This is a genomic window from Candidatus Woesearchaeota archaeon, assembly GCA_030651375.1.
Classification (GTDB): Archaea; Nanobdellota; Nanobdellia; order Woesearchaeales; family UBA12501; genus JAUSFM01.
In genome coordinates this window covers 38920-64575 of the sequence record JAUSFM010000006.1, presented here as the reverse complement: position 1 = coordinate 64575, position 25656 = coordinate 38920, and the positions used below count along the sequence as shown (strand labels likewise).

25 protein-coding genes are annotated in these 25656 nt (G+C 49.6%); 23 read left to right on the top strand and 2 right to left on the bottom strand.

The features are described from left to right. Positions 1–2 precede the first annotated feature (2 nt). From Q7R76_02115 to Q7R76_02070, 10 genes are all read left to right on the top strand, one after another. A complete protein-coding gene (locus tag Q7R76_02115) occupies positions 3–1655 on the top strand; it encodes a hypothetical protein (protein MDO8642367.1) in 1653 nt (550 codons plus the stop codon). 69 nt (positions 1656–1724) lie between these two features. Next, positions 1725–8099, top strand: a complete 6375-nt coding sequence (locus Q7R76_02110; protein MDO8642366.1) for a hypothetical protein — start codon at positions 1725–1727, stop codon at positions 8097–8099. Positions 8100–8127: 28 nt separating this feature from the next. Then, on the top strand, positions 8128–11715 hold the full coding sequence (locus tag Q7R76_02105) for a cupredoxin family copper-binding protein (GenBank protein MDO8642365.1): 3588 nt from the start codon (positions 8128–8130) through the stop codon (positions 11713–11715). Further along, the gene (locus Q7R76_02100) at positions 11639–12859 is read left to right on the top strand and encodes a hypothetical protein (protein ID MDO8642364.1); all 1221 of its coding nucleotides are present in this window, start codon (positions 11639–11641) and stop codon (positions 12857–12859) included. Before Q7R76_02105 ends, Q7R76_02100 begins: the two co-directional genes overlap by 77 nt. Before the next feature lie 18 nt (positions 12860–12877). After that, positions 12878–13477, top strand: a complete 600-nt coding sequence (locus tag Q7R76_02095; GenBank protein MDO8642363.1) for a hypothetical protein — start codon at positions 12878–12880, stop codon at positions 13475–13477. 15 nt (positions 13478–13492) lie between these two features. Further along, positions 13493–14023: a hypothetical protein gene (locus tag Q7R76_02090; GenBank protein ID MDO8642362.1), complete on the top strand. Its 531-nt coding sequence runs from the start codon at positions 13493–13495 to the stop codon at positions 14021–14023. Positions 14024–14122: 99 nt separating this feature from the next. Further along, a complete protein-coding gene (locus Q7R76_02085) occupies positions 14123–14398 on the top strand; it encodes a hypothetical protein (GenBank protein ID MDO8642361.1) in 276 nt (91 codons plus the stop codon). 11 nt (positions 14399–14409) lie between these two features. Further along, positions 14410–14673 (top strand): hypothetical protein, encoded by a 264-nt coding sequence (locus Q7R76_02080; protein MDO8642360.1) that lies wholly within the window; start codon positions 14410–14412, stop codon positions 14671–14673. Next, complete coding sequence (locus Q7R76_02075; protein ID MDO8642359.1) at positions 14670–14960, top strand: hypothetical protein; 291 nt, start codon at positions 14670–14672, stop codon at positions 14958–14960. Before Q7R76_02080 ends, Q7R76_02075 begins: the two co-directional genes overlap by 4 nt. Positions 14961–14968: 8 nt before the next feature. Continuing rightward, positions 14969–15220 carry a hypothetical protein gene (locus Q7R76_02070; protein MDO8642358.1) on the top strand — a complete coding sequence of 84 codons (252 nt, stop codon included), beginning with the start codon at positions 14969–14971 and terminating at the stop codon, positions 15218–15220. Between the two features lie 28 nt (positions 15221–15248). Here Q7R76_02070 and Q7R76_02065 read toward each other — a convergent pair whose 3' ends face one another. Next, positions 15249–15500, bottom strand: a complete 252-nt coding sequence (locus Q7R76_02065) for a hypothetical protein (GenBank protein ID MDO8642357.1) — start codon at positions 15498–15500, stop codon at positions 15249–15251. A gap of 112 nt (positions 15501–15612) precedes the next feature. Here Q7R76_02065 and Q7R76_02060 point away from each other — a divergent pair, with 112 nt between their 5' ends. The 13 genes from Q7R76_02060 to Q7R76_02000 all read left to right on the top strand — a co-directional run bounded on the left by Q7R76_02060 (position 15613) and on the right by Q7R76_02000 (position 25016). Beyond that, the gene (locus Q7R76_02060) at positions 15613–16512 is read left to right on the top strand and encodes a methyltransferase domain-containing protein (protein ID MDO8642356.1); all 900 of its coding nucleotides are present in this window, start codon (positions 15613–15615) and stop codon (positions 16510–16512) included. 42 nt (positions 16513–16554) lie between these two features. Then, positions 16555–16686: a hypothetical protein gene (locus Q7R76_02055; protein ID MDO8642355.1), complete on the top strand. Its 132-nt coding sequence runs from the start codon at positions 16555–16557 to the stop codon at positions 16684–16686. After that, positions 16683–16958, top strand: a complete 276-nt coding sequence (locus tag Q7R76_02050) for a hypothetical protein (protein ID MDO8642354.1) — start codon at positions 16683–16685, stop codon at positions 16956–16958. Before Q7R76_02055 ends, Q7R76_02050 begins: the two co-directional genes overlap by 4 nt. After that, positions 16933–17730: a hypothetical protein gene (locus Q7R76_02045; protein ID MDO8642353.1), complete on the top strand. Its 798-nt coding sequence runs from the start codon at positions 16933–16935 to the stop codon at positions 17728–17730. Before Q7R76_02050 ends, Q7R76_02045 begins: the two co-directional genes overlap by 26 nt. A 17-nt stretch (positions 17731–17747) precedes the next feature. Further along, positions 17748–17978 carry a hypothetical protein gene (locus Q7R76_02040; GenBank protein ID MDO8642352.1) on the top strand — a complete coding sequence of 77 codons (231 nt, stop codon included), beginning with the start codon at positions 17748–17750 and terminating at the stop codon, positions 17976–17978. 27 nt (positions 17979–18005) lie between these two features. After that, positions 18006–18725: a hypothetical protein gene (locus tag Q7R76_02035; protein MDO8642351.1), complete on the top strand. Its 720-nt coding sequence runs from the start codon at positions 18006–18008 to the stop codon at positions 18723–18725. Then, on the top strand, positions 18722–19078 hold the full coding sequence (locus Q7R76_02030) for a hypothetical protein (GenBank protein ID MDO8642350.1): 357 nt from the start codon (positions 18722–18724) through the stop codon (positions 19076–19078). The genes Q7R76_02035 and Q7R76_02030 overlap by 4 nt, the downstream gene beginning before the upstream one ends. 275 nt (positions 19079–19353) lie before the next feature. Further along, entirely contained in the window at positions 19354–20622 is a 1269-nt protein-coding gene (locus tag Q7R76_02025; protein MDO8642349.1) for a hypothetical protein, read from the top strand. Continuing rightward, positions 20619–21134: a hypothetical protein gene (locus tag Q7R76_02020; protein ID MDO8642348.1), complete on the top strand. Its 516-nt coding sequence runs from the start codon at positions 20619–20621 to the stop codon at positions 21132–21134. The genes Q7R76_02025 and Q7R76_02020 overlap by 4 nt, the downstream gene beginning before the upstream one ends. After that, positions 21121–22389 carry a hypothetical protein gene (locus tag Q7R76_02015; GenBank protein MDO8642347.1) on the top strand — a complete coding sequence of 423 codons (1269 nt, stop codon included), beginning with the start codon at positions 21121–21123 and terminating at the stop codon, positions 22387–22389. Before Q7R76_02020 ends, Q7R76_02015 begins: the two co-directional genes overlap by 14 nt. Before the next feature lie 3 nt (positions 22390–22392). After that, a complete protein-coding gene (locus Q7R76_02010) occupies positions 22393–22917 on the top strand; it encodes a hypothetical protein (protein ID MDO8642346.1) in 525 nt (174 codons plus the stop codon). Between the two features lie 7 nt (positions 22918–22924). Then, positions 22925–23842, top strand: coding sequence for a hypothetical protein (locus tag Q7R76_02005; GenBank protein ID MDO8642345.1), 918 nt, complete (start codon positions 22925–22927; stop codon positions 23840–23842). 109 nt (positions 23843–23951) lie between these two features. Beyond that, the gene (locus Q7R76_02000) at positions 23952–25016 is read left to right on the top strand and encodes an OB-fold nucleic acid binding domain-containing protein (GenBank protein ID MDO8642344.1); all 1065 of its coding nucleotides are present in this window, start codon (positions 23952–23954) and stop codon (positions 25014–25016) included. A 1-nt stretch (position 25017) separates the two neighbouring features. On the opposite strand, the gene Q7R76_01995 is transcribed toward Q7R76_02000, so the two are convergent. Further along, positions 25018–25608, bottom strand: a complete 591-nt coding sequence (locus Q7R76_01995; GenBank protein MDO8642343.1) for a hypothetical protein — start codon at positions 25606–25608, stop codon at positions 25018–25020. Positions 25609–25656: the final 48 nt, after the last annotated feature.

The window sequence follows — 25656 nt, the reverse complement described above, 5'->3', positions numbered from 1 at the left end:
GCATGATTACTCCCCAAACCGGCCACACAGGAAAAAAAGCACAGGCAACGGCCTTTATTATCATCGGTATTATTATGGTTGTTCTCGTCAGCATGATGCTTTCTCTTACTTCACAAAAACAGCTCGCGCCGCTGCAGAAAAGCGCGAGTGAAATTGGCGAGCTGCTCCGAACTGAATCAGTGCGGAATTATGTCGAGCTGTGCCTTGAAAAAACAGCAGTGCAGGGCATACAACAGCTCGCTGCCAATGGCGGCGAATTACAGCCGGCGCCCGGAACATTTATGGCGTTTGGGGGCAATCAGGTAAAGTATTGGATACCTGAACGCGCAACTGAAGAAGACTATCCTTCAAAAGATGCACGCATCAAACCGACCAGCAGAAAAGAAAATGAACAGCAAGCGCAGCCACCATTTGATTACTGGCTTGTTGACAAGCCCGATACACTGACAGAAAAACGCTTCCCCTTCGGTGATTTGAAAATCCCGGCGCTGTGCCAGAAAGGCGGGCCGAATGACCAGCAGAGTGGAGTTGCGCCGCCGTGCCCCGCAGGCTTTTCTGACACGATTTCAATCCAGGGCCAGCTGGATGATTTTATTACCACGCATGCGAAAGAATGTATTAATGAAGAAAAAATAAAACAGATGGGCGGATTTAGCATTGTTAATTTCACGGTCGAGGTGCCGGACGTCACCGTCACCATTGGTGAGGAGGATGTTGCGGTTGATGCAACGTATCCGGTTGTCGTTGGTATTGAAAAAGCAAGCCGGGAAATTATACAGTACCACATCAGCATTTCTGCACGGCTCAAGCGCATCTATGGATTGGTACAGGACTTGATGCGGCGGGACCGAACGGAGTTGAGCTTTGACGTGAATGAAAATGAGCATCAAAAAAAGAGCGAATATTATGATAAAAAAAATGAAAAAAGTATTGATATCGAGGTTAGCTGCCCGAAATGTGCTGAGAAAAAATATGACGACGCCGTCAGCATTCTCGACACGGCATCATCCTTAAGCGGCGCGCCGCTCGTCTTTAATGTGGCGCGGGCAAACCGGCGGCCGGTGCTTTCTTTTATTCACGACAATACTGATACTGATTTTAAAGAAGGAAATTTCAAGCCGTTCGATCTTTTATTTGAGTATGGCACACCAGGCACAAAAATAGAATTTGATGTTCTCGCCCATGATCCGGATGAGGATGCGATTCATTTTGTGGACATAAACACGGACGAGTGGAACGAGCGGCTCAAGGAAGAGTGTTGGGGAACGGTAAAAAAAGACGACAAGGAAGAGGCGATTGACCTGCCGGAAATTGATGCCAACGAGCTGTTTGAGAATCCGCCAGAAGACAAAGGTCCGCTGATTGCGAATTATAAAGATGTGCAAGAGTTGAATGTGTGCAGAGATGATAATGTCGAAACGGTTCCATCAACATGGGAAGTTGGAGCACACGAGCCGCTTGCTGGAGAGAAGCACGCCTACCGTGCAACAATCCGCAGAACAGACCGCGCGCTCAAGCCGCTTGATTTCGGCTACCACACCATAACCGTTGAGGTGTGTGATGACCATGATGGTGACATCAAAACAAAGGACACCAATGCGCTCTGTGACCGCCAGCAGCTCGTAATTCTTATCGTTGACAAAATGGGGGAATAATCCACAATATTTTTAAAGATAGTACGCCAGAATAGAGAGCATACTAGGCAAAAAAATGTTGGTGACTGGATGCTGAAAAAGAGGATGGTACTAAGTATTCTTCTCATTAGTTTTCTTAGTATTATTTTTTTCGCCCTGCCGGTGTTGGGTGCGGCAAATGATGAAACGTGCTGCATCAGCGCCAATGGCTGTGAAGTGATGTTTGGCGGTGATGAGGCGCTGTGCGCTGCAAAACAAGGCACATTTTCAAATGTGGCATGTACTGATGACAGCCTCGCGTCCCAGTGTTCCATCGGCTGCTGCACCACGCATGGTGGCGCTCTGCGCCAGCCAAAATACAAAAACACGTGTGACGCAGCCGGCGGAGAGCTCGTCAGTGTCAAGCCGTTTGAAGCGTCCATTCCCGCAGACATCTGCGGCGGCCTGCTTGAATGCCAAGAAGACGCGCAGTGCCCCGCCAACACGCGCTGCACCAATGGAATTTGCATTCCCGGCGCACGCGCTGAAGTCTCTCGGTGCGAAAACACGGTGCAGGACGCCGGAGAAAGTGATGTTGATTGCGGCGGCACCTGCCCGCCATGCGCGCAGGAAAAAAAATGCGCAACCGACCGCGACTGCCGCGCGGGATTGACGTGTAGCACCGACACGCACCGCTGCGCCGTGCAAAGAACCAACTGCCGCAACGGTATCGTTGACGCGGGCGAGGATTGTGATTTTGAGGCAGGCAGCAATCGTATGCTGTTCAAGCAGGGAACAACAAGCTGTGCTGACGTCGAATTTGAGCCCGGAAAAAAATTCAGCGGCGGCACGCTGAACTGCAACAGTTTCTGTAGATTTGACACGGCAACGTGCACCTATATTCCCCCGTCAGAGCGCAGGACTGCGCCAACCGGCGTGTGCGGTGATGGCACGCTGAATACGCCGAACAAGGATTATTTTGTTGAGACGTGCGAGATTGGCATTGACCGCTGCGCAGTTGGAAGCGCCTGCGGCTGCACCAATCCTGACCAGTGCGGACCGACTGATTGCACCTGCAGCCCGGCGTGTGAAACTCCCGCACCGACGATAACAACGTTTCAAACTGATGCGCAGGATATGACGCACCTCCAATGGGCTATTCCAGAAGTGGTATCTGCCTGCCTACTTGCCAGCCAACACGTGCGATGGTGTGACAACAAAAAAACAAACTGTGCAGCCCTGCCGAAAAGCCAGTGGCAAAGCAGCGCTGACATTAATTCTCTGCGCAGAGAGTTTCAGAAAAAAACAGACGATACCGTGTGTGTAGCGGTTGAGTTAAACTATCAAAACAAGCCCGCGGTCACCAGCGACCATATCTGCAGGGAAGAGTGTGTGGAAGGCCAGCGCTTCTGTGACAGCACTGATGTTGACAAGCGAAAAACAAACATCTGCAGCACTGGAGTGCTCGGCTCGGGAGAACCGTGCACTGCAGGAACATACTGCACCGAGCCATCAGCAGGAGCCATTGAATGCAAAGCACCGGAATTGTGCTCAAAATGTAATGGTGCATTTCAGATATTTGCCGGCGTGCTGTTTGACAAGCCCGGCGTTGCAGCGCAACAGGCATGCGAACAGCTCATGGGTTGTACCTATGACAAGAGCGAAAAAACAGTAAACCAGTTCCGAAGTTGCCAAGACGTGCAAAGCTGTTATGGCTACCGGACAAAATATGCGTGTGAAAATGATGAGAGCCACTGCAAAGTCGCTGCGGGCGGCTGCACATGGAAAACAACTAATGCTGATTTGGGATTGGGAATCTGCGCACCAGCTACACAAGAAAAACAGCAGTGCAGCGCATGCAGTACGCAGGCACCGGCAGCAGGAAATGCAAACCCAGTTCTTGTGGGATGCGATAAGCAGTCGTGCGCATTATTTGGTGACGCGTGCTATTTCAGCACCGGAGAAAACACGTGCGAAGACGTGAAATCGCTGGGCTGTGATGATTACAACGACGCCGGCAAACCAGCACGCGCAGAAAAAGAATGTGTTGGCGACCGACTCAGCAGGGGTGGCACAAAAGAGGTTGAAATTGATGCGCGATATGACGGCGCAGTACGCGCCAGCGGCACCAACCGTATTAGCCAGCGAAGCAACGACCTGTTTTCGTTTGGGTTATGTAAATGGGGATCAGAACCGGGCGAGCGCTGCTTCAAAGATGCCGATGGAAATGGTGTTGATGATTGCTCATTTGTCCAAAATCCGCAGGAATGCAACCGAGACTTTGCGGCGCCTGAAACAAGTGTTGTTGCTGAAAAAATAAAACAGGACACAAACGGCCGGCTGAAGATTGGAAAATTTATGGACATCCCGGTGCGCGTCAGCGAACCGGCAACGACCTTTTTCTGCCTTGACCATGATTGTTATCCAAAAAATTACACGATGTGCAAAATCCAGAAAGTGCTTTCTGCCGGAGACCAGAGCGCATCGCGGCTGAACTTTTACTCGCAGGATCGCGCCAATAATCTTGAAGAGGTCAAGCATGCAGATATCGTCGTCAACATCAATCCGCCAAGAAAAGTGCACGAGCGGGTATTGTCCATTTCTGCGGACAGCCCGCGTGAGCTACTGGTGAATCTTGAATACACTGAAGATGTGGTGTGCAATGCAAAACTGACAAACATCAAAGGTGATGAAGTTCCTGCGGATGATACGCCTGCTGCGCTGTTGAAAAGCAATGCCATCACTGATGAGCATGGCCGCGCCTTTACCCGCTCGTTCCACAATCTCAAGGATGACATCTATGTGTTTACCTACGGCTGTGTAAATGATTTCGGTAACACTGACCATGGGCAGGAAGTAAAAATTATTGACACCAACAAGATCCATGTTGTGTCGGGAACCTTTGGCGGCTCTGAACCGATAACTGGTGCGCGGAATATCATTGCGCGCGTGCAGACGGATGAGCCAGCAACGTGTTACATTAATCCTATGGGAACCAACCGCGAGTTTGTCTCATTCAACGCTGGTGATGCTGAGCACATGCAGGAAAGCACGGAACGAAAAGAGCACACAAAAAATGTGGAGCTGAAAGATGACCTCAACGTGTTTCAGGTGGCGTGCCAATTTGACGGCCAGCAGCAGCTCGACGGCAACCGCGCCGACCGCATCGTGATTTCAAAAGACATATTCGCCCCAAGCGTGCGCTTCTTTGGCACCATTGACAAAACCGTGGCGCTCGAGCCGGGAAATTACGGCACGGCACAGAATGTGTTTGCGTACTGCTCTGACAGTCGCGTGAAGGACCAGTATGGACTTGAAGGGCTTGATGGCGGCTGCGGCGACGTAAGCATGACGGTGAATGGCCAGCCGTTGGCATTTGCATTTGCTCCCGACCAGACCGAAGGATTTATTTCACCATTCACGCCGTTCCTCGTCGGCAACTCGGTTCAGGGAGGCACGGCAACGCTTGAAATCTCCGGCGTCCGCGCAGCGGACAAGCAACACCACGAGAGTGTTACGTTTGACCGCGAAGCATTCAAAATAAGCGTGGCTGATACCGGAACGGGTACGATTGCAGACACTGCACGCGTCACGATTTTTGACGCGCTGGGTAATGAACTCCAGCCAACTCCCCCGCCGCGAATTCCCAAGGACAGCTACCGCATCAAAATCAATACTGGCCGTGCTGCAAGCCTGGACACGATGCAAGCAACAATTTTTGCTACGGGCATGATTCTTGAAAATGGTGTGCTGAAAATACAAGGAGAAAAGAAAAATGCCGGCACCATCTCACGGGCAGACTGCCAACTTGAAGGTGTCTCAACCATCAGCTGTGGTGTTGACCTCCGGCGGCTCCAGCTTGAGAACGCAGGGGGTGATGAAAAAGATTTCTATACTCTTGAAGTTCAATTTGAACCCGTGAGCGTTACTGAAAAAGGAACTGACTGTTTCCCTGGAGAACGAGCATCGGCACAACTTGCCATGATGGTTCAGCCGCTTACTATCACGCTGGTCACCGCGACACCTGAAGTGCAGCTTGAGCCCATTTTTTCAAGTGTGTTTTTTGACGCTGGTGAAGAATGGGTCGCATTCAGCGATGAGAATGAATATCCAATAAAATATTACCCTGATGAGGGGCTCGCGTACACCAACCAGCGTGAACTGTTTGTAACCGGTGTGCTGAAACATCCGGACATCACCAAAAAAATAGAATATTACACCGGACGATGCGGTGGCGCCCAAATAAAACAAAAAGAATTTGACCCACATGAAGATTTTGCCCAGCAGCGTGATGCACTCACTACCACGGCGGTAAACCCACCGACAGGAATTATGAAAACACTCACCATCAACACACTTCCTATTGATCTTACTGGAAAATTCCTCCAGTTCAGCCCAGTGGTTGATGACACGGGAAAGGTGCAAAAGGAATATCACCGCACGGGGTACGGCGCCTACCGCCACCATTATGCAATTGCCAATGTCAAACTGGGCACACCAAACAACCTGACACTGGACGCACCGCTTGAGGAAGTGCCTGTGCGCGTCGCCGGACAGGTAGGCATTCCGGTAAATATATTTGCAAAGCCCACAGAAGAAAATGTGTTTGGCGAACCCGTAGCATTGGAAGAAGGATGCAACACCTTCGCTGCAAAAGGAGTGGGCAGTATTCTTGGTGATGATATTGTGGTCTCACGGCCATCTCCCGATCCAACAAGTCTCGCGGGGATTATCGTCGACAGCCAAGGCCCGCGGGTGGTGCAGAACAGCCCGGCAGAAGGAACCACGAACGAGCAAATCACGAATGTGAGCATTGTGGTTGAGGAAGGAAGTGATGGAACGTTTGATGCGCCGCTCATTCCTGATAGTATAAGCGTCACGATTATTCCCGCAGAATCAGCATCAACACCAGCTGAAGAAAGTGCTGAAAGCAGCGAAACAATTATCGATGGTGAGGGCTGTGAGCGCAATGTATGCACCGGAACGGATAGTGAAGTTGAGTACACCTATTTCCTCGTCAGCGACCGGCTGGTCAATGAGAACACTGGTGCATTTATGGAAAGTGGTGAAAAACAGCAGCTGCTTGAAACCTTTGGCTGGGACACGCTGCATGATGAATATCTTGATGCAGAGCTTGGTGGTGAAAATAAAAATAGTGAAGGCATCATCACCGCACGCCTTGCTGACCATGACGGAAAAATGGTGATGAAAAAAGAAGAGCTTGAAGGAAAACGCCGATACACGATTACCTACCGCAACGGCGAACCGTTTACTGGTGGGGGATTGGTTATTTTCAAAGGATTTGACAAGGCAACAAACCAGCTTGCGCCCTCACAAACCGGCAAGCCGAGCTGGGCATTCAACACCAATGAGGGCACACCACAGCCGCCGGTGTGGGAGTTCCTTGCGCCGGCAGTGAAGAATAACGGAACATTTTACACGAGTGCAAATGGGAATGTAAAAATTGATTATTCAGCAAATCAGGAGCCGGTTGTGATTGGTGATCAAAATGCTGACGGCTCAATTAATGGGCGGCTGTTTGTAAAACGATTTGACGCGCCGCTCGGACAGGAAGACCCGATGCCTGCGCGGTGCGAGCGCGTCCAGCGCAATGTGTTTGTCTGCAATCAGCAGGATTTCACACCGGAACAGTTCAACAAGGCCTACACGCTCGTCGCTGAAGCACGACTGAAACTAAGCAATGATGTTGAGGGGCCCGCGGGGCGCCATGTCAGCCCGGTGCTGGTGGTTGACAATCAAGCACCGCATATCATGTCGTATGATATTCCTGCTGCAGTTGCGTACAACGGTGTGCTGCGCATCACCCTGCAGGTGCAGGACAGTGGATTTGATTTGAAAGGAAGGGCAGTGTTTGATGTGCCTGAACGCCCTGACCTCCGCCGTGAAATACCGCTCACGCAAGCCGAGCACCAGATTGGCACGAACAATTATGTTTTTGAATGGAATCTTGAACCCGAGCGATTCCGGCTGACGGATGAAGAGCTGCTTGGACAACCGCACAGCCTGACCGTTTTTGTTGATGATTATGCAAACAATGTTCCGGCAGCAACCATCACCCGCGACGTGGCACTCGACTTCAGGGGGCCGGATGAAAATGCATGGAAAGTTGACATCAACACGCCCTTTTCCATTCCTGAAGAGAACAAATATTTCACGCGCGAAGCTGTGGTAAAAATTAACGGCAGCTTTGCTGACAATGATATTTGCCCAACCTGCCTGTTTGTCACGCCGGGAAATTATTTGCCAGGTGCAGACACCTATGACAATCAACTCATGGCAACGATTCTCGAGCTTCCGGCAAAACGGTTTACCACGAATCTCCGGCTGAAAGCAGTTGAAAATCAAGTGGTGAACAAAACATACACCATCATGATAAAAGACATTGCAGGGTTTAACAAAACAAAAACGTTCACTATAGTGACGGATCGGCGGCCACCGGCGCAGGTGAGCTTGAACATCATTTGAAACGAGAAGATATGACGTAAGAAGACTCATGAACCGAAAAAAAATCATTGGAAACAGCGCACTCTTCACGATACTGATAGTACTTGCAAGTTTCTGTGTCTCGGCAAGCCGTGTAAGTGTGTCTATCAACAACCTCGCATTTTCGCCTGCCGCCATCACTGTTAATGAGGGGGATAGTGTCATCTGGACAAACAATGATAATGCACCGCACACCATAACTGCCGACAACAATGCATTTGAGTCAGGTACCAAACAGCACGGCCAAACTTTTTCGCACACCTTTGACCACGCCGGAACATTTGCGTATCACTGCACTATTCATCCAGGCATGGCCGGACGCGTGGTGGTGCAGGCACCACCCACTGCACCTGAATCTGATCCAGTTCCGGAAACGGGGGGAGCACCACCGAACGAACAAACAGCCGGACAAGAACCAGCACAGCCCGATGCAAACTCCCAAAACGCGCTCAACGACTTTCTGCGCGGACTGCTTGGGGGGCTTCGTGAACAACAGGCAGGATCTGCAGAGGCGAGCACTCCAGAAGCATCAACAACCCAATCAGCAGGCGCAGGTCTTCAGGCAGTGATTCAGATTAAAGAATCATTTACTCCGCTTCCAAAGATTGTCGTGGCCTTTGACGAGCCCGTGTCGTTGATGACCGGACGCATCTTTTTTGTGCAGGAAAAAACACCTGAGTTTGAAAACTTCACTGAAGAAGCAATTCCTCCCGGTGGGTTTATTGACATTATCGACGGCATCCCGTCGCGGGAAATCAGAGAACGCTGGCGCCTCGAGCCGAGCCATGCGCTACCGCCAGGATTTTACGTCGTGGAGATACACGCCAAAGACATGGTGGGTAATGAAGCAACATTCCGCCAGTTTTTTGCAGTTGATTATGAAACAATGAAAATACAGGTGACGCGACCGCGACTGGGCGCTTCCCGTGAGAGAAATGTAACGGTTGAGGTGAGCACGTTCAAGAATGACGCGCCACTCAACACCATGTGCAAGTACAGCCAGCGTGATCCAAAATTCCGGTTTCTGCTGCAGGGGATGGTCTCGTCAAATATGTTTGGGCCGACGCATGCGTTTCCAACGCTGTCCCGCGAGCCGTTTATTGACCTGACGCCAAACCGGCGCGGAAACAATTTTTTCCTTATCTGCCAGACACCCGAGGGAGAAATTGGCCAGACTAAAGCGGAAATATACGTCGATACTGAACCACCAACCATCCGGAAAGCGGCGTTTGATCCCAATCTGCTTGTCGAGATTCCTGATGACCACCACTTTTTTTCAGACCTTGTTGTTGAGGCAAATGAAGACGTCCAATGCAAGTATGCACTGCAGGGAGGGCTGCCGTTCGACAGCATGAGCCCGTTTGACGGCTATGCACGTGAAGAATTTGGTTCCTATAAAACAATAAACCACCAGAAGATTGAACTTCCGGAGCCGGAAACAAAATTAAGCAAAGTATTTTTTGTGCGGTGTGAAGACAGAACGGGACAGCTATCTCAAGAAGTTCCTGCAGGAGTCACCATTGATTTGACCGAGCCAATTCATATTGAGATTTCATCGCCAAAAAGCGAGTCAAACAGTAACATTGCAACACTCAATTTTACCACGAACAAAATTTCCCGCTGTTATTACACGCTGGAAAACCAGACCGCGTTTTTGGAGGATGAACGCAATCCGGGCAAAACGCACAGCGCTGATCTGGGCACGCTTGCCGATGGAAGATACACCATGCAAGTAACGTGCGAAAGCAGCACTGCTGGCACGCAGCAGCGCTCGGTAAAAGAGCATCTTTTTTTGATTGACACCAGCCCGCCTAATGCCCCAAGCTTCAACGGCTCGACCACGAGCTGCACTCCTGAACGATTTGATCTTGATCTTGCGGTTACTGCAACGGATACGCAGTCCAGCATCAGGATGTTCCGTTATTTTGTTGCAGAAACTGAAAAGAACGGAACCTTTGGCGGCAGGGACGGCACGGGAAAATTGCCGAGCATAGAAGCCAAGGCGCCGGCATCAGAAACCAACACCGACGACACGGGAGGAAGCAGCGGAAAGGTTCCTGCATTCACCCACACGATTATCATTTCTGCGGTCAACAACGTCGGGCTTGAAGGGCCTGCATCACCGCTCATCCTGAATTATGACCCGCAGCATCCGGACTGCCTTGAGCATGACCCGCCAGAAGTGGTGCTGCAGAAAAAGTCATCGCCCGGAACCGTTGAAGTGACTCCAGTGTGTGATGATGAAAGCGGCTGTGATGACACAACATTCTTGTTCGGGCTTGGTGGTGAAAATCTGCTGGGCGCAACAAACACGACAATCGGAACCGGCAGCGCAGAAACCTGCACGCCCTCAAACCATGTTGACGCTGCCCAGCCAGTATCTGTTCACCGCACGCGTGAAATGTGCTGGGAAGTGGCGGACACGCTCGGCAACAAGGCATCCGGCAGGGAAAGAATTGTTGTAACGGTGCCCCAGACGTGCAGCAATAGCATCAAAGATGGCGACGAAACCGGCACGGACTGTGGAGGAAGTTGTGGCAACACATGTGGAGAAGGCGATAGCTGCCAGACTGATTTTGATTGTCTGGGAGAATATTGCCTTGAAGGCCGCTGTGTACCGCCGAAATGTGATGACGTGCGCAAGAACGGCGATGAAACTGATTCTGACTGTGGTGGATTAGTGTGCTCACGCTGCGACTTGAACAAGGCGTGTGGATTTGACAACGATTGTATCAGCAGTTATTGCGATGTCAAAACAACCAAAACCTGCCAACTTCCAACCTGTGCAGACAATGCAGCAAATGGAAATGAAAGCGATGTTGACTGCGGCACTGCATGCCCAAACAAATGCAAACCGGGAAGAGCGTGCGCCTCTGCTGATGACTGCACGTCAGGCATTTGCAACCTCGGACGATGCGGTGTGCTGCCAGGCGGCACGCAGGAAAAAAAGACAGAGCAAGCGCAGCCAAGCGCGGTGTGGGCGTTTGTAAAATCAAATATTCTTTTTATTATAGGAATACTTCTTATTGGTGGAGGGGCGGGCTTCTTGGCATCCACGTCACCAACATTGGTGCCGAAACCCGCCCTTATCGCACCTTTCAAACCGATTTCATCGGGTGATACCGAGCAAAAAAAGGCAGTTGAAGCTGCACAGCGCGTGCAGGAAACAGGGCTTGCACGACGGCGCCAGCGTGTTGAAACGCGTGAGCGCGAACGCGGCACGGTTATTGACCGCTTCACCAAAAAAACAGGGGTCTTTCAGTCTAAGGGAAAAACAGGCCAGCCAGTGACGTTCCTCCGGCCGATGCATGCGGCGCATGCCGCAGCACATCTCGTGCGCACTGCTGCAAAAGCAGGCACCCAGCTGGCAGGCAAAGTCGTTGAACAACTTCCTGACGCGGTAAGCGAATGGCTTCCGCTCACGGCACTGCAGCGAAAACAAGAGCACGAGCCGGCACGGCCGCGCGTGGTGCCAGGAAAAATGTTTCCCCCACAAAACCAAGCGCCTGCGCAGCAAAAGAATGCAAAAGCTGAAGAGCACGAGCGTGCAGCTCAAAAAAGTGATGACGATCTTTTTGACGAGCTTGAGCGGTTATGAAACCATGAAACGCATCAAACCATTTCCACGATGTTCAAAACGAGGCATTGTTGAAGTGCAGTTCAACTGGATTTTCATTATGATAGCCGGCGGGCTTATCCTGTTTTTTTTCATGACGGTCATTAGTTATCAGCAGCAGCTTTCAAAAAATAAGCTCGGCGTTGAGCTTGCCTCCCAGCTGGAGCTGATTTTTTCCGGCAGAGGAGTTTCTCCTGGAGCAAAGCAGCCGATTGACATCGCTGATGTGCCCATTCAGTTTGAATGCACTGAATACCGCGTGATGGACCAGCGCATTGCGAGCGGCACGGTGCTGATTTTTGCGCCGGCAGAGCTGGCCACGAAAAAGCTTCTGACCATTACGATGAGTTTTGACCTGCCGATGCGCACGAATACCATGATTATGATGACGTCTCCATCGATAAAATATTATTTTGTGAATTTTGGGCCGATGCAGGAAAAAATAAGCACGCTGCTTGATTTTCCGCTGGCGCAGGAAGGTGAGAAAATTGATTATGCGTTTATCCAACCAACCGACGTGACAACCCTGAACTATGAGAATAATCCGTTTGTGAAATTTATTATCAATTCAGACGACATAGCCACACAACCGCCGGCACTTCCGCCTTCGTTCGCAGGAGTTGGCGACGCACAAGTCAGCGCAGTCGTAGTGAATGAAAATTTGATTGGTGACGAGGAAAACCTACAGAGCAGTCCGCTGGCGTTTTATCAGAAACAAGGAACTGGTTGGCAAGCGGAACAGTCTGGCGGTTCGCCATTTACGCTTGGCTTTCCCTCGTTTATCGGCGCGGTATTTGCAAAAGACCAGAATATGTACACGTGCCTTATGAGCAGGGCACTGCGCCGGGCGACACAGGTGGTTGAAATTTCACGCGATCGGGCTGATGCATTGCAGGCGTTTTACAATTCTGGTGGTGCGGCCATCACGAGCACAGAAATGCAGCAGTGCGCTGTCATTGCGGCGCAAGGAGGTGCTGCACTGGCAAGCATAGATGCGGCGATGGCGGCAAACGAGAACAATGAGATTACCATTTCAGTCAAGAGTGAAGAATTTACGCAGCGGCTGAAAGCTGCTAATCAAGCAAATAAAGACGCGGTGCTGAACAGCTGTCCGGCACTGTACTAATAAGTTACTAGGGAACGTATGAAACACACACAAGCGCGCAGGGCGCAGATGCAGATGGGCGAAACAATCATGGTACTGCTCGCCTTTTTTATCTTGTTAGGCATCGGGCTGGTGCTGTATGCGCAGTACCAGAAAACATCCATGCAGCGTTCCGCAGCAGACAGCTTTGAGCGCGAAGCCGTGCGCATTGCATTGAAAGTTTCGTTTTACCCCGAGCTGGCCTGCAGCGAAAACGGCGTGATAAATGAGAATTGTTTTGACCTGCATAAGGTGGTGGCGTTTGCGAACAAGGTGAATAGGAACAAGCCCGGATTTGATGAAACTGCGTTTTTGTTGTATGAAACAGAGTTGCGTGACAGTACGATATATGTAGAACAAGTGTTCCCGCAGCCAGACACGGCCACCATTCCGTTTGAAACAGCAGAGGCCATAGGTGATGCGCCTGCTGCCCTCAACCGCATCACGCTGTATGATAACCATCCTGAAGAAAATACAGTATCGTGGGAAAAATTCCCCACCTTTATTCCGATTACACTTCGCGACGAGACCAAGGGGAGCGTACGCAAAGATGCTCTTGGAATGTTGGTTATTGAAGCATACCGCACACGGTTTAGTTAAGTGGCATGAGGACACATGATGAAAATGAAAAACAAACTTAACAACAGATTCAACAAGCGCGGACAAGCGGAGATCATGGGCATTGCGCTGGTAGTTATACTCATCACTATTGGAATTGTGTACCTTGCGAAATATTCCGCCGAGCCGCCGAAAAAGACGCAGGAGGAATTCCAGCGAAGAGAACTGCCCAAAACAATTATCACGTCGATTGTCGAGGTGGTGAGCACGTGCAACGACGAGAAAATGGCTGATGTGATACAGGACTGCGGCTTTGCGCGAAGCATGACCTGCACTGATGCGACACAAACAGTCATGAGCTCATGTGATTATTTAAAAACAACCCTCAAAGGAATTCTTGATAATATGCTCGGCAGGTTCCAGCATCAGTACCAGCTTCGCCTGCTTCGTGGAGAACCAGGCACTCAGGAAGATTTGCTGGAAGGGGCAGTAAAAAGTGAACAGTTCAACGACGCCTGCCCCACGTTTGAAACCGCTGCCCAGCCGCTGCTCTTTGACCTGACGCTGGAATTGAAAGTGTGCTATTGAACGGGTTACTAGATGATGAAGTAGATGTAGTCAATCGTCACAAAATTTATAAACCCTCCCCACCCATATCATCTTAACCAATAAGTGAGGTGCAGAGATATGAAAAAAGCACAAGGAATTTCCCTGAACGCGATTATCATTGCAATTCTTGCATTGCTTGTTCTTGTCGTTCTTGCCATGATTTTTACCGGCAAGATTGGCGGCTTCACTAAGGAGACCAAGAACTGCGCAACGCTCGGCAACAATGCAGTGTGCATTGCTGATGCCAGTGAATGCGGCGGTGCAGAGCAGAAAGTCATGAGCGGCTACACCTGCCCTGACCAAGGCATCTGCTGCCTGAACATCGCAGGTACCGAGCAGAATATTGAAGGATAAAAAGGCACGACATGAAAAAGGCTGAACTTGCCTGGAATCAGATTGTTGCCATGCTTCTTGCACTCGTTATTATTGTGGTAGTTATAATTATCTTCACGGGCAAGACTGCCCAGACGAGCAAGGATGTGACCAAGTGCGGCGGCCTGCTGTCGTTTGGAAAATATCAGGGTGAATGCCGCGAAACATGCCCACAGAACATGATTCAGTCAGCAACATTCTCCAGCGACTGCCAGCAGGGCAGCGTGTGCTGTGTTATTGCAGGAGATGAATCATGACGCTGAAGCAAAAAAGTGCAGCAGGAACCAAAGCGCAAAGCATGAGCATTAACACTATTATTGTTGCGGTGCTCGCGCTGATTGTGCTCGTTGTCATCATCGTTATTTTTACGGGCAAACTGCGCGAGAGCAGCACCCAAGTCGGCAAGCAGCAGGAAGCATTTACCGGCAACGCCTGTGAAATCCCGGGAACCCCGCGCATCTGCCGAGATGAAAGTGACTGCACAAACCGCGGTGGAAGTATCGTCAATGCAGACTGCGACAGTGGCGCCTGCTGTTCGGTGTGAGCGAGACTATGGCCAACCAAAAAGCCCAGTGGACTGATTTAAAAAACATTCTTCTTATTCTCGTCGTCATTATTGTGATGGTTATTATCATCAAGAACTATGTGTATGCACCAGTGGCGAACGCTGCGCAGTGCAAGAGCATGGGCGGGCAGTGCATGCCAGACAAATGTGAATCTGGTTATTATATGGTGTCCAGCGGAACATGCACTGAAGGGCAGGTGTGCTGCCAGGCAGAGAATCCCGGACAGGAAATAGCATAAAAAAGAAAAGAGAATTAAAAAAATAAACTTATTTGACTTTCTTATCCACCCAGTTCCATACGGTTGCAAATACCCAGCCAACAACAAGGCCGGAAACAATCGCAGTCACAATGCCCTGCACAAACGGCATGAGCATAAAGGGTTGAACCGTGTGTTGGATTGAAACAAGGTGCACCTTGCCCCAGTAGTCCAGCATGCCTTTCTGCACCAGCAGCACGCCCAGCGTGTGGAACACCGCAAACATAATGCCCACTGTTACTGCAACTTTTTTTGGATTCATAGTATCGCCTCTTTTTTGGTTGATGAGAGAACACAAGGTAGATGGGTATTTAAAGTTGATTGAAAAGAAATCATTAAATACCCCCCACATTTTCTCTTTTTTAGGTGGCAGAGTGAAACGATTAAAACAAAAACAATTAAAGCAAAAAAAAGCAAAACAGGTACCGAGCACCCGCACGGCATGGGGCACCAAAACCCACGAGTCACGCGTTGAAAAATTCTATGGCGTTGGGGCTGAAAATTTCGGCGAGTACCACAACGGCTACCTGAACTTCGGCCTGTGGGAAGATGGTATAACTGACTATGTTGCCGCAGCAGAAAATCTTGTGCACAGAATCGGCACCATGGCCGGCCTTACAAAAGAAAGCAGGCTGCTTGACGTCGGCTGCGGCATGGGCACGCAGGATGTTTTCTTGCACACCACGTTTGGATGTACAATTGAGGCATTGGATGTGACGTGGAAGCATGTTGAATGGACAAAACAGCGGGCGCAAAAAGCAGGGCTTGCCAAGCATATCACTGCGCACCATGGCACGGCAACCAAGTTGCCATTTCCAGATACGACATTTTCGCACGTCACCAGTATTGAGGGCACGGTGCATTTCAACACGCGCGAAGATTTTATGCGTGAAGCATACCGTGTGCTGCAGCCGGGAGGTGTGGTGAGCATTGCTGATTATCTGGTGAATCACCAGCCAAAAAAAATCATGGAAAAAATCAAGGTGCATGCGGCACGGTTTCTTTGGCGGTGCCCAAAAGCAAATGTGGTAACACCAGAACAATACAAGGCCCAGCTGGAAAACGCCGGCTTCCGCAACGTCACCATACAAAAAGTGGGGGCGCAAACCATTCCGGGCTATTATCACGAAGCGCAGCGGCCGGACAATGTTGCGCGCCAGAGAAAAATTAGGGGAAGGTTTGCAACCATGCTTGGATTCTGGTGTGATTATTCGTTGTACAAAGCGCATAAGGACGGGCTTCTTGAATATGTTCTTGTGCGCGCTGAGAAGTGAATCAGCGAAATCATTATAAATACTCATAGCCCTTTTTAGGGCATGAAAAGAGTGATGGAATCTCGTACAGGTACGTTTGCGCTCAAGTTTATTCTCTATCTTATTCTCTTCCTTGTGCTCGCGGTTATTTTCACCGCGCTGCTCTGGTACAAACTGCCGAGGTGGGGCGCATGATGTACCAGAACAAAAAAGCGCAAGAGGAGCTGAAGAAAATTGTTATAGGAATCGTACTTCTTATTGTGCTGATTATCATTGTCAAAAATTATCTTGCCAAGCCGAGCGCAGGCGTGTTTGCGTGTGAAAGTATGCAGGGCACCACCTGCCAGTTCGAACAATGCCCAATAGGATACAGCGACGTTGCGCACCTGAAATGTGCATCGCCAACCAATGCGTGCTGCCTTGCACTAAAAAACGAGAGTGATGCGGGTGATGCACGTGTTGTTTAACGGAAAAAAAGCGCAGGGAGGAATTCTTGACTTTATCCAAGAGCACATCCTTATTATTATTTCAGCCATCGCCATCACAGCCTTTCTCATATTTTTTTTCAAGGGCTGCGAACCAATAGCAAGCGATGAATCCTGCTTTGAGCAGCTCCGTGTGCAAAATTATTTTTTCAACAAGCTGAAAGAAGGGGAAATTGCCAAGGATATTCCTGCTGCGTGCATTCCCAAAGAGCCGGAAGTAATTGAAGACAAAGACCCGACCAAGGCAGAATTTCAGGTCACCAATCTGATGAAGCGCTGCTGGGAAAAATGGGGCGGTGGAAGATATCGCCTCCCCCTGCCGTTCGGTCCCCGCATTCAATGCGTGCCATGCTTTACGTTTCAGGCAAAAAATATCGCGAGTCCCCTTCGAAAAGAAACAGTCATGAGCGACATGAAAAATATATATTTACCAAATGGAAAGTCTTTGTTTTCCTACATCAACGGCGACACGCTGGAAGCGGTTGCTGAAAATCCGTCATTGACGCCCGACATTAAGCAGGGACAGTATTACACCGTGATGCTGGCGGAGTTTTCACCCGGCTGGCTTGCTGAACGGGTGGGACAGGCAGAGTATTGGGTGGTGGATAAGCTGAGCAGTGGAAAACTGTCTGAAGCAACCGGCGTTCAAAACATCGAGGAAACACGCTACCAAGTGGTTTATATTGACGAGCAGAATCAGGCAGGCCAGTGCCGGCTCATGGATGGCTGGTCTGGAGAACGACTCACGAGTTGAGGTGGATGAGGTGGAACATGATTCGTACAGTTACTGAAGGATTAAAACTGGAAAAGATGCGGATGATGCAGCACCGCAAGGCACAAGGTGAAACTGGATTTTCCGCAACCGTCTGGTTTTGGGTGCTGCTTGCGTTGTTCCTCGCCACGGTTGTGGTGGTTGGATATCTGCTGGCAAAAAAGTTTTTGCCCAGCCCAACGGCAACACAAGAAAAACTGACTGATGCATTGCACAATGCAAGGGAATAGATAGAGGAAACTGATAGAGGAGATTCAATGAAACAAAACAAAAAAGGATTCGGCTGGCTCACGTTTATCCTGCTCCTTGCACTGCTTGCCGTTGTTGCGGTTATAGTGTTCCGTGAATTACTGCCACGCGTGGTCAGCACGGCAAGCCAGCTGGGATATATTGAAAATGAAAAGCCATCAACACAATATACCATCGCGACGCTGCAATCACACAAGGGTGTTGTTGAGGAGTTCCTGCAAAGCGCGGGCGGAGATATTGACATTGAAATCACGTTTATCGGCGAAATTCACCGCACTGGATTTACCGGCGAAACATGTTATGTCTGTGTTGATTATGATTTTACCGCAACTGAAAAAATTGCGTTTGCTGATTTCACCCGCGGCTTGAAAACGCATCGTGTTACTGCCCGCGATGTGGTGGAAAATCCGGACGATGCGGCACTCGACAGCATTGACACCGCGCAAATAGAAAAAATAACCGTGCTGTATAAAGGACAGCCCGGCGGCTATGCAGAAGAAAATACGGCAGGATGGGAGATTGCCAGTTTTGTGCCGGATGATAAAGGAGGATTGAAGTACGATGCAACCAGCAAGCGTCTCATTGCAGTTGGCATTGGCACAATTTCAGATGTTCGCGTGCAGGGCAGGGAAATCAACTATCAGCTGAATCCGGGAAACGCAGTTCCTGTTCGGGGTAATCCAGTGCCAGCGGTTCAGGATGCGCAGACACAGAAGGTGACCTCATGAAGCATATGAAAAACAAACTGTTTAACAACAAAAAAGCAGAGGCAGATTGGCTGACCATTATTCTGGTCCTGCTGGTTATTGCCATCGGTGGGTATGTGCTGATGAAAAGCAGAATGTCCTTTGCTGACAGCGCAAAAAGATACAGCAGTGAGGAGTTCGGCGACTTCGGCGACGCTGACAACGACGGCATCATCAACATGAACGACCTCTGCCCGGCAAAGGCCTGTGACCCGCGGCTTGCGCAGCAAGCAGGCAGCATGGATAAAAATCCGAGCAGCGAACGGTACGGCTGTCTTGAAACGCAAACGGCCTGCGGCACGACGATGGAATGTAGGCAAGCGACGGTGTGTTAGAACGAACACGGGTAATAGAATGATAGTGTACTGTACCAACCAACACGAACCGGAACGGCAAGAAACGAACTGGTAAGGAAATAGGGCGATGCAACAGCACTCGCATGAAACACACCACGGTAAAAATCCGGGGCCGGATTTTTACCCCGCGAGAAAAACAGAAGGTGCGAACGGCAGTTCGTATCTTGCCCTGGTTTTGCAGGTCGTGCAAAATCTGTTTTCGTAACAGTTGATTAAAATAAAAGTTAATCAAAAAAAGAGTTCAAAGGATATTCATGAGTATCACGCACAATAAAAAGGGTGATTTAAGCTTTACCATAGGCCTTATTCTATCGATTATGCTCATTGTTGCCATCGCGGTTTCCTGCACCAACATTTTCCGTGAAGGATTGAGCGGCAGGCCCGACGCGAAATTTAAGGAGCTGGTTTCTGTGGTGAAAGCAATCGAACAAAAACCTGCAGGAAGCAGTGATGTTGTTGTTGGTTACCTTGGCAGCAACTATGCGCTTCTCGGATTTTCGAGCACGGCGACCACGCTCAAGAAGCTTGCACCTACAGGGAACGGAGCCGATAAAAGTAGTATGACCATTCTGCTTGCTGAGCGCCCGGCAGACTGCACGATCGGAAAGGCATGCCTCTGCCTGCTGGAAACACCGACGATAAAACGGGAAAGTGCGACGGCAGTTCCCTACCTTTTCAAACTCGAATGGGAAAAGGAAAGCTGCGCTCCATTTGATCAGGAATTCTTCAACATGAACCGTGCAGAGCACGACAGCGTTGATACTACATACTGGAAAGGAGGCTTCATGCTCACGCGCAACGAGAATATTGGTGGAGACCGTAGTCAAGGTGCTGTGCAGCACGATGTTTACCTTGGCTTCCACAACATCCTGCCAGAGCCCCAGATAACCATTGAAAAAAGTGCTTATGGCATTGCGCTGTGCATGGACCAGCCCTGCATCAAGCGCGGCATGGAAGACCAGCAAAAATTATTTGTCGAGGCGCACACAAAATTTGCTGAAGCAGAAAAAGAATACGACACTGGAAATTATGCCGCAGCAGAAACGCTCTTCAACGATCTTATGCTGATGGAAGCCGAGCAACAGGGGAAAGGGTTTCCCGGCAATGCAGTTGGCCGTGAAACCGGCATGGGGACGGTGGTTGAAGGGACTGAATATATTCTTAATGGAGAAGAGCATGACAAAACCTATTTCCTCCGCGCTATGAGCATGGTGAAACAGAAGAAATATGATGAGGGACGAGCCGCATTAACGCTGGCAGAGACATTTGCATCAGACCCTGCAGTGAAAAATGCAGCAAAAAACACGCGTGAAACAATTGACTGCACTGTACGTTCGTTTGCTGTGTGCACTAACACCGAACCAAAGGATATCTGCTATCGAGGTGTTGATAAAAAAACCTGCAACCAGTGCACCACGGAAACAACCTGCGCAACCTTTGACAACGCCGAGGCATGCGCGACGTACAGTTGCAGTCTATCGTGTGCATGGAACAATAAAAAATGTGCAGAGGCAGTTGCATGAGCAGGCACTATCACAAGCACCACACAAACAAAAAAGGCCAGGCATGGCTGGAAACCCTCGCTGTAGCATTCGAAGTATTTATCGGCGGCATGCTGATTCTTTTTTTCATCAACCAAGGCGTTGCCATCAGCAAAGGCGCGCAGATGACCAGCCAGTACCTTGCCAACGATCTCGCACTGACTATGGAAACAGCAGCAGGCATGCGCGCAGAAAAGATGGTGCTGAATTATTCTCATCGAGACATGAAGGTGTACAAAATCGCAGTTGCTGACACTGTGAGCGTGGAAAAAATCACCGGAATTGAAACATCCATCCAACAGATAATCCAGATTCCCAGTATGGTCTATACTCGGCTCTCAGGTACAGCGGAATTGTTTGTGGTGAAACTCGGCAGCAAGGTTGCACTGGTTCCTGAACCAACAACCGTCGATGAACTTGTGCTTGGCTCCAGCCCGGTCACCCGCATTAAAATCGTTAATGAAGGAGGCGTTGTTGCGTATGAAGCAAGCTAAGCACGCCGGAATAGTGGGCAGAGTGAGTATGGTTGTGGTGCTCTGCATACTTTTGAGCCTGAGTGCTGCTGCAACCGTGAGTGATACTGCCGGCCTGTTGAGCAGTGTTGAAAAAAAGATTCTCAAAGACATAAGCGGAGAAGATTTGTGCATTCACGCGGCAAAGGAAGGAAATCTAAATGACACACTGGCCTTGTTTACCCAGAAGAAAAAAACGTGCAGAATGCTCCTCTTCTACGCTGACCGAGAAGGAAAAATACGCATTGCCCAACCAGAACAAAAAGTGTTGAGCGATACTGAAGTTAAACAAGCGCTCCTGACATTTGACGAAGAATTGCAAAACGAGAATATCAGAACCGCCCAGGATCGGAAACATGCGGCGCTCATGCGCACCGCAGAAGTGCTTGCAGCAGCGCTTGCACACGTCCCACAACAATCAGACCTCTGCACAAAAATAAAAGATGGCGTGTGCGAGCCAACCTGCCCGGGCGCTGACCCGGACTGCTTGTGCGGCAATGGAGTGTGCGAATATTTTGAGCAGGACACCTGCCTGGCTGACTGCAACAAAAAAGAATGGCTCTGCGCCGCGGTGCAGGATGGCATGTGTGATAGTATGTGCATCATCACAGATATTGACTGCCGACTTGAGGCAATGCGTGACCAGCTCGTACGGCCGGAAAAACAGCAGGCCTTGGGCACAAGCGCGTTGATAGCAGGCGTTGGCACCGTTTTGCTTATGCTCATTGCACTGGTGATTTTTCTGCTGCATCAGCGCGTTGAAAGCAGAAAGGGAATTTCGCTCATTCCGAGCAAGGTATTTTTGTATTTTTTTGCGCTGATTGCGCTGGTCGCTGGCATGGGCCTGTTTATCATGATTGCTGACCGCGCAGCGCAGACAGAAAATACTGCGTATCCTGGCGCTGAAAAAGCTGTTGCGCTCTACCGGCTCGTTAATTCGCCGGACTGTTTTGCGGTTGATGGCGCCAGTGTTATTGATGTTTCGCGGTTTACGCAAGAGCAGCTTGACAAGTGTTTTATGATACCGCCGGCAGCAGCACAGAAGCAGTGCTTTAAGCTGGAGCTGTATGACTACCGGTTTGGCGAGCAGAAAATCATTAAAGAACTCCAAACGACTAATTTCGCGCAGTGCGCCACCACAAAAAAAATTGTCAAAGAGCCACTGCCCGTGCTTATTGCCGGCCAGGGAACGGTAAAGCGCGGCCTGCTGGTTGTTTCATCAAAAAAAGAGGAATAAACAATGCGCACTCTATTTCACAATAAAAAAGGATTGAACCCGCCGGACCCAACCGAGGCAATCATCGCAGTCGTACTCGGCGCTATTTTCTTTTTTGTCATTTTTAACCTGCTTGCATTGAGCAGGGGAAGCGTGCGCGAGGCAGTGCAGGAACAACAATCGGTGCTGACCAGCGCGCAGGTGCTTCGAACCTATCTCCTGCAGCCAGTGACGCAGGAAATAACAAAAAATCATGAGCTGGGAACTGCGCTTGAGGCAGAAGGGCTGCGCATTATTGATGTGGTGCGCATGACAAATCCTACGCCGAAAAATGAGCGCGAACAAGAACTGAACGACCTGCTAAAAGAGACGTGGTTTTGGCAAGGAGAAGTAACTTTTGAATACCAATATCCTGAAGGAACAATCACCATCGGTGGTGTGCCAAGTGGGGTTATTACCTCGTATGAAATAAAAATTCCAACACAAAAACCAGGCATAACTATTACGGCACGGCTGCGCACGGCGCGTGAGCCGAAGTTCTATGGGTGAAACAATCATGATCCTTTTCAAAAAGAACAACAAAAAAGCAACGGTGATTCTCATTCTGGCAGTACTGGGACTTATCATCGGCGTGGTAACATTTTTGGGCATGAGCGCGCTAAAAAAACCATCTGACCTTCCCCAGTATATCGGAGAACAACAGCTCGCCATGCTTCGCACGGATGTACTGCTTGCTGACGAACAGCTGTTTGTGCGTGAAGCAGCGCCGTACGCAGCATCTTCCGCGATATTTTCAATGGCACAGCACGGCGGATTTTATGAAAAGCCCGCTTGTGGTGATACCAATGGCGCTCCGATATGGATGCGGGAAAATGCAACCAAATTTTGCCTGCCGGTTCCCACACAAGCGTTTGAAACATATCTCAATGACGCACTGAATGTGTATCTGAAACCAATCAACCGCGGCGGCAATTCTACGTTTGCTATTGAGACAACACCGACGCCAACCGGAATGCAGATTACTGGAAAAGCACGCACGCTGTGGAAAGAATCGGTGACCATCAAGGAAAAGCGTGCGCCCATCGGCGAACTCGGCGCAAATGCTTCATTTGCCACTGAGGTAGCAACTGATTTTGGTGACTACACGCTCCTTGGCACTGAAGTAAAAACAATGGCAAAGGGCATTGTTTCCTGCCAGCAGAGCACCGGAAAATCAGCCAATGCCTGTGTTGAAGAATGGCTGGATGTGGTGAACACGGGGCCATTTCTCACGAATAAGCGCATAACTGTTCACTATGATGATTGCAGCCTATCATCCGATGATTCATTGGAAAAACTGCGCAGCCATACCGGCATGGTGTATGTTTTTTGCGCAAGCAAGGATGATGGGCGCACGTTCATTGCGCATGACCCATCGCGCGGCTCGATTGAATTGCGGTCGCTTGAGTACCGGTTCAGTATCGAGTTTGGATAACGGAGATGCCGATGCGTACAGTAAAATCCATACAGTCGAATATACCCACACAAGCACCACCAATCCACCATCACAAACAATATAAAAGCGTGCTCGCTTGAGGTAAAAAATGATTAAAGTACCGTACGAGACCATTGTCGGAAAAATACAGGAAAAGACGGGCCTCACTGCGGGGGAAATAGAGGAGAAGATACAGAATAAAATGAATCAGCTTGCCGGGCTCGTATCGCGAGAGGGTGCAGCGCACATTATTGCGAACGAGCACGGAGTCAAGCTTTTTGATGAAGAGACGGGCAGGCTGAAAATAAATTCTTTATTGCCCGGCATGCGCAATGTTGAAATAACCGGCAGAGTGAAGGATATTTTTGAAGCTCGAAGTTTCCAGTCAGGGACACGCACTGGCATGGTGGGAAGTTTTCTTATTGCGGATGAAACAGGAGGCATTCGAATTGTGCTCTGGGGCTCACAGACCGACAAACTGAAAGAACTCGAAAAGGGCATGGTCGTGAAAGTGCAATTCGCGTATGTCAAAGATAATCAGGGCAGAAAAGAAGTGCACCTACGCGATAACTCAAATATCATTCTCAATCCACCTGATGAGGTGGTTGGAGAAATGCAGGATGGCAACAGAAAAGCAATCGCTGACTTAACTGAACAGGACGACAATGCCGAAGTCGTCGGTATCATGGTGCAGGTGTTTGACCCGAAATTTTTTGAAGTGTGCCCGCACTGCAACCGCAAGGTCAAGCAGCAAAATACCGACAAACTCTGTGACACCCACGGTGCTGTTACGCCCTCATTTTCGTATGTGGCAAACATGGTGCTTGACGACGGCACGGCAACCATCCGCACGGTTTTTTTCAGCAACCAGCTCCAACGCCTTACGAACAAGAGCCATGATGAGTTACAAGCCATCAACAGCCAGCCCATTGCATTTGAAACAATTCGGCAGGACGTGTTGGGAAAAACAATAAAAATTTTAGGGCGCGTCAAAAAGAATACCTACACTGATAGAATTGAATTGACTGCAAACCGCGTTGTTGAGCTGAACCCGCAGGAAGAGATTGAGCGCTTGAGAAAAATAAAAGGAGTGCCTGCTCCGGTACCGGCTGCTGCTGATGATGTTCCGGATGAGGCAATGATTGAAGATTTGAGCAAGACGATTGATGAATAAATTAACTAATTGAGTGAGTTCTTTTATGTCGCAGCACACTGATGGACATAATCACCACTGCCACTAATGAGCCAAACGCATTAAAGATCATATCTTGGATTGTGTCTGACCAGCCGCCTTCATCGCCTTCGCCGTAATGGAGAATTCCGCCACCTTCTGGCAGATTGGCGTAGCCAAAATATTCGACAATTTCAAGCACCGCGCCGATGCCCATGGCAACGAGAATCGTAAGAAACGCGACTTTTTTCCAGTACTGCATGCTGCGCTCCTCGTGAATCAGCCATTGGTACACAACGAGTGCAACAGCAAACGAACCGACCACATGCATAATCATGTCAAACTGAATGAAACCGAAAAATACGGCGCCGTAGAGTTTTGCTTGATGGAGGGCAATGGCAAAAACAACGGGAATGATTATTTTGAGATTCAGGCGAAAGCGCTCATAGAACACAAGCAGGAGCACAAAAAAGCCAGCGCTCAAAAATTTGTCAAACACAAAATCAGGGTCGGCGCCAAACGAAAGGACGCCCCATGCTGCAAGCGTAAAGACGCAGGTCCAGAGGAAACAACGAATGAGCAGGGTGCGGTTCATGGATGTTGGAGAACGACGGTGTTTTTTAAAGATTGTTGGGAAGGAAAA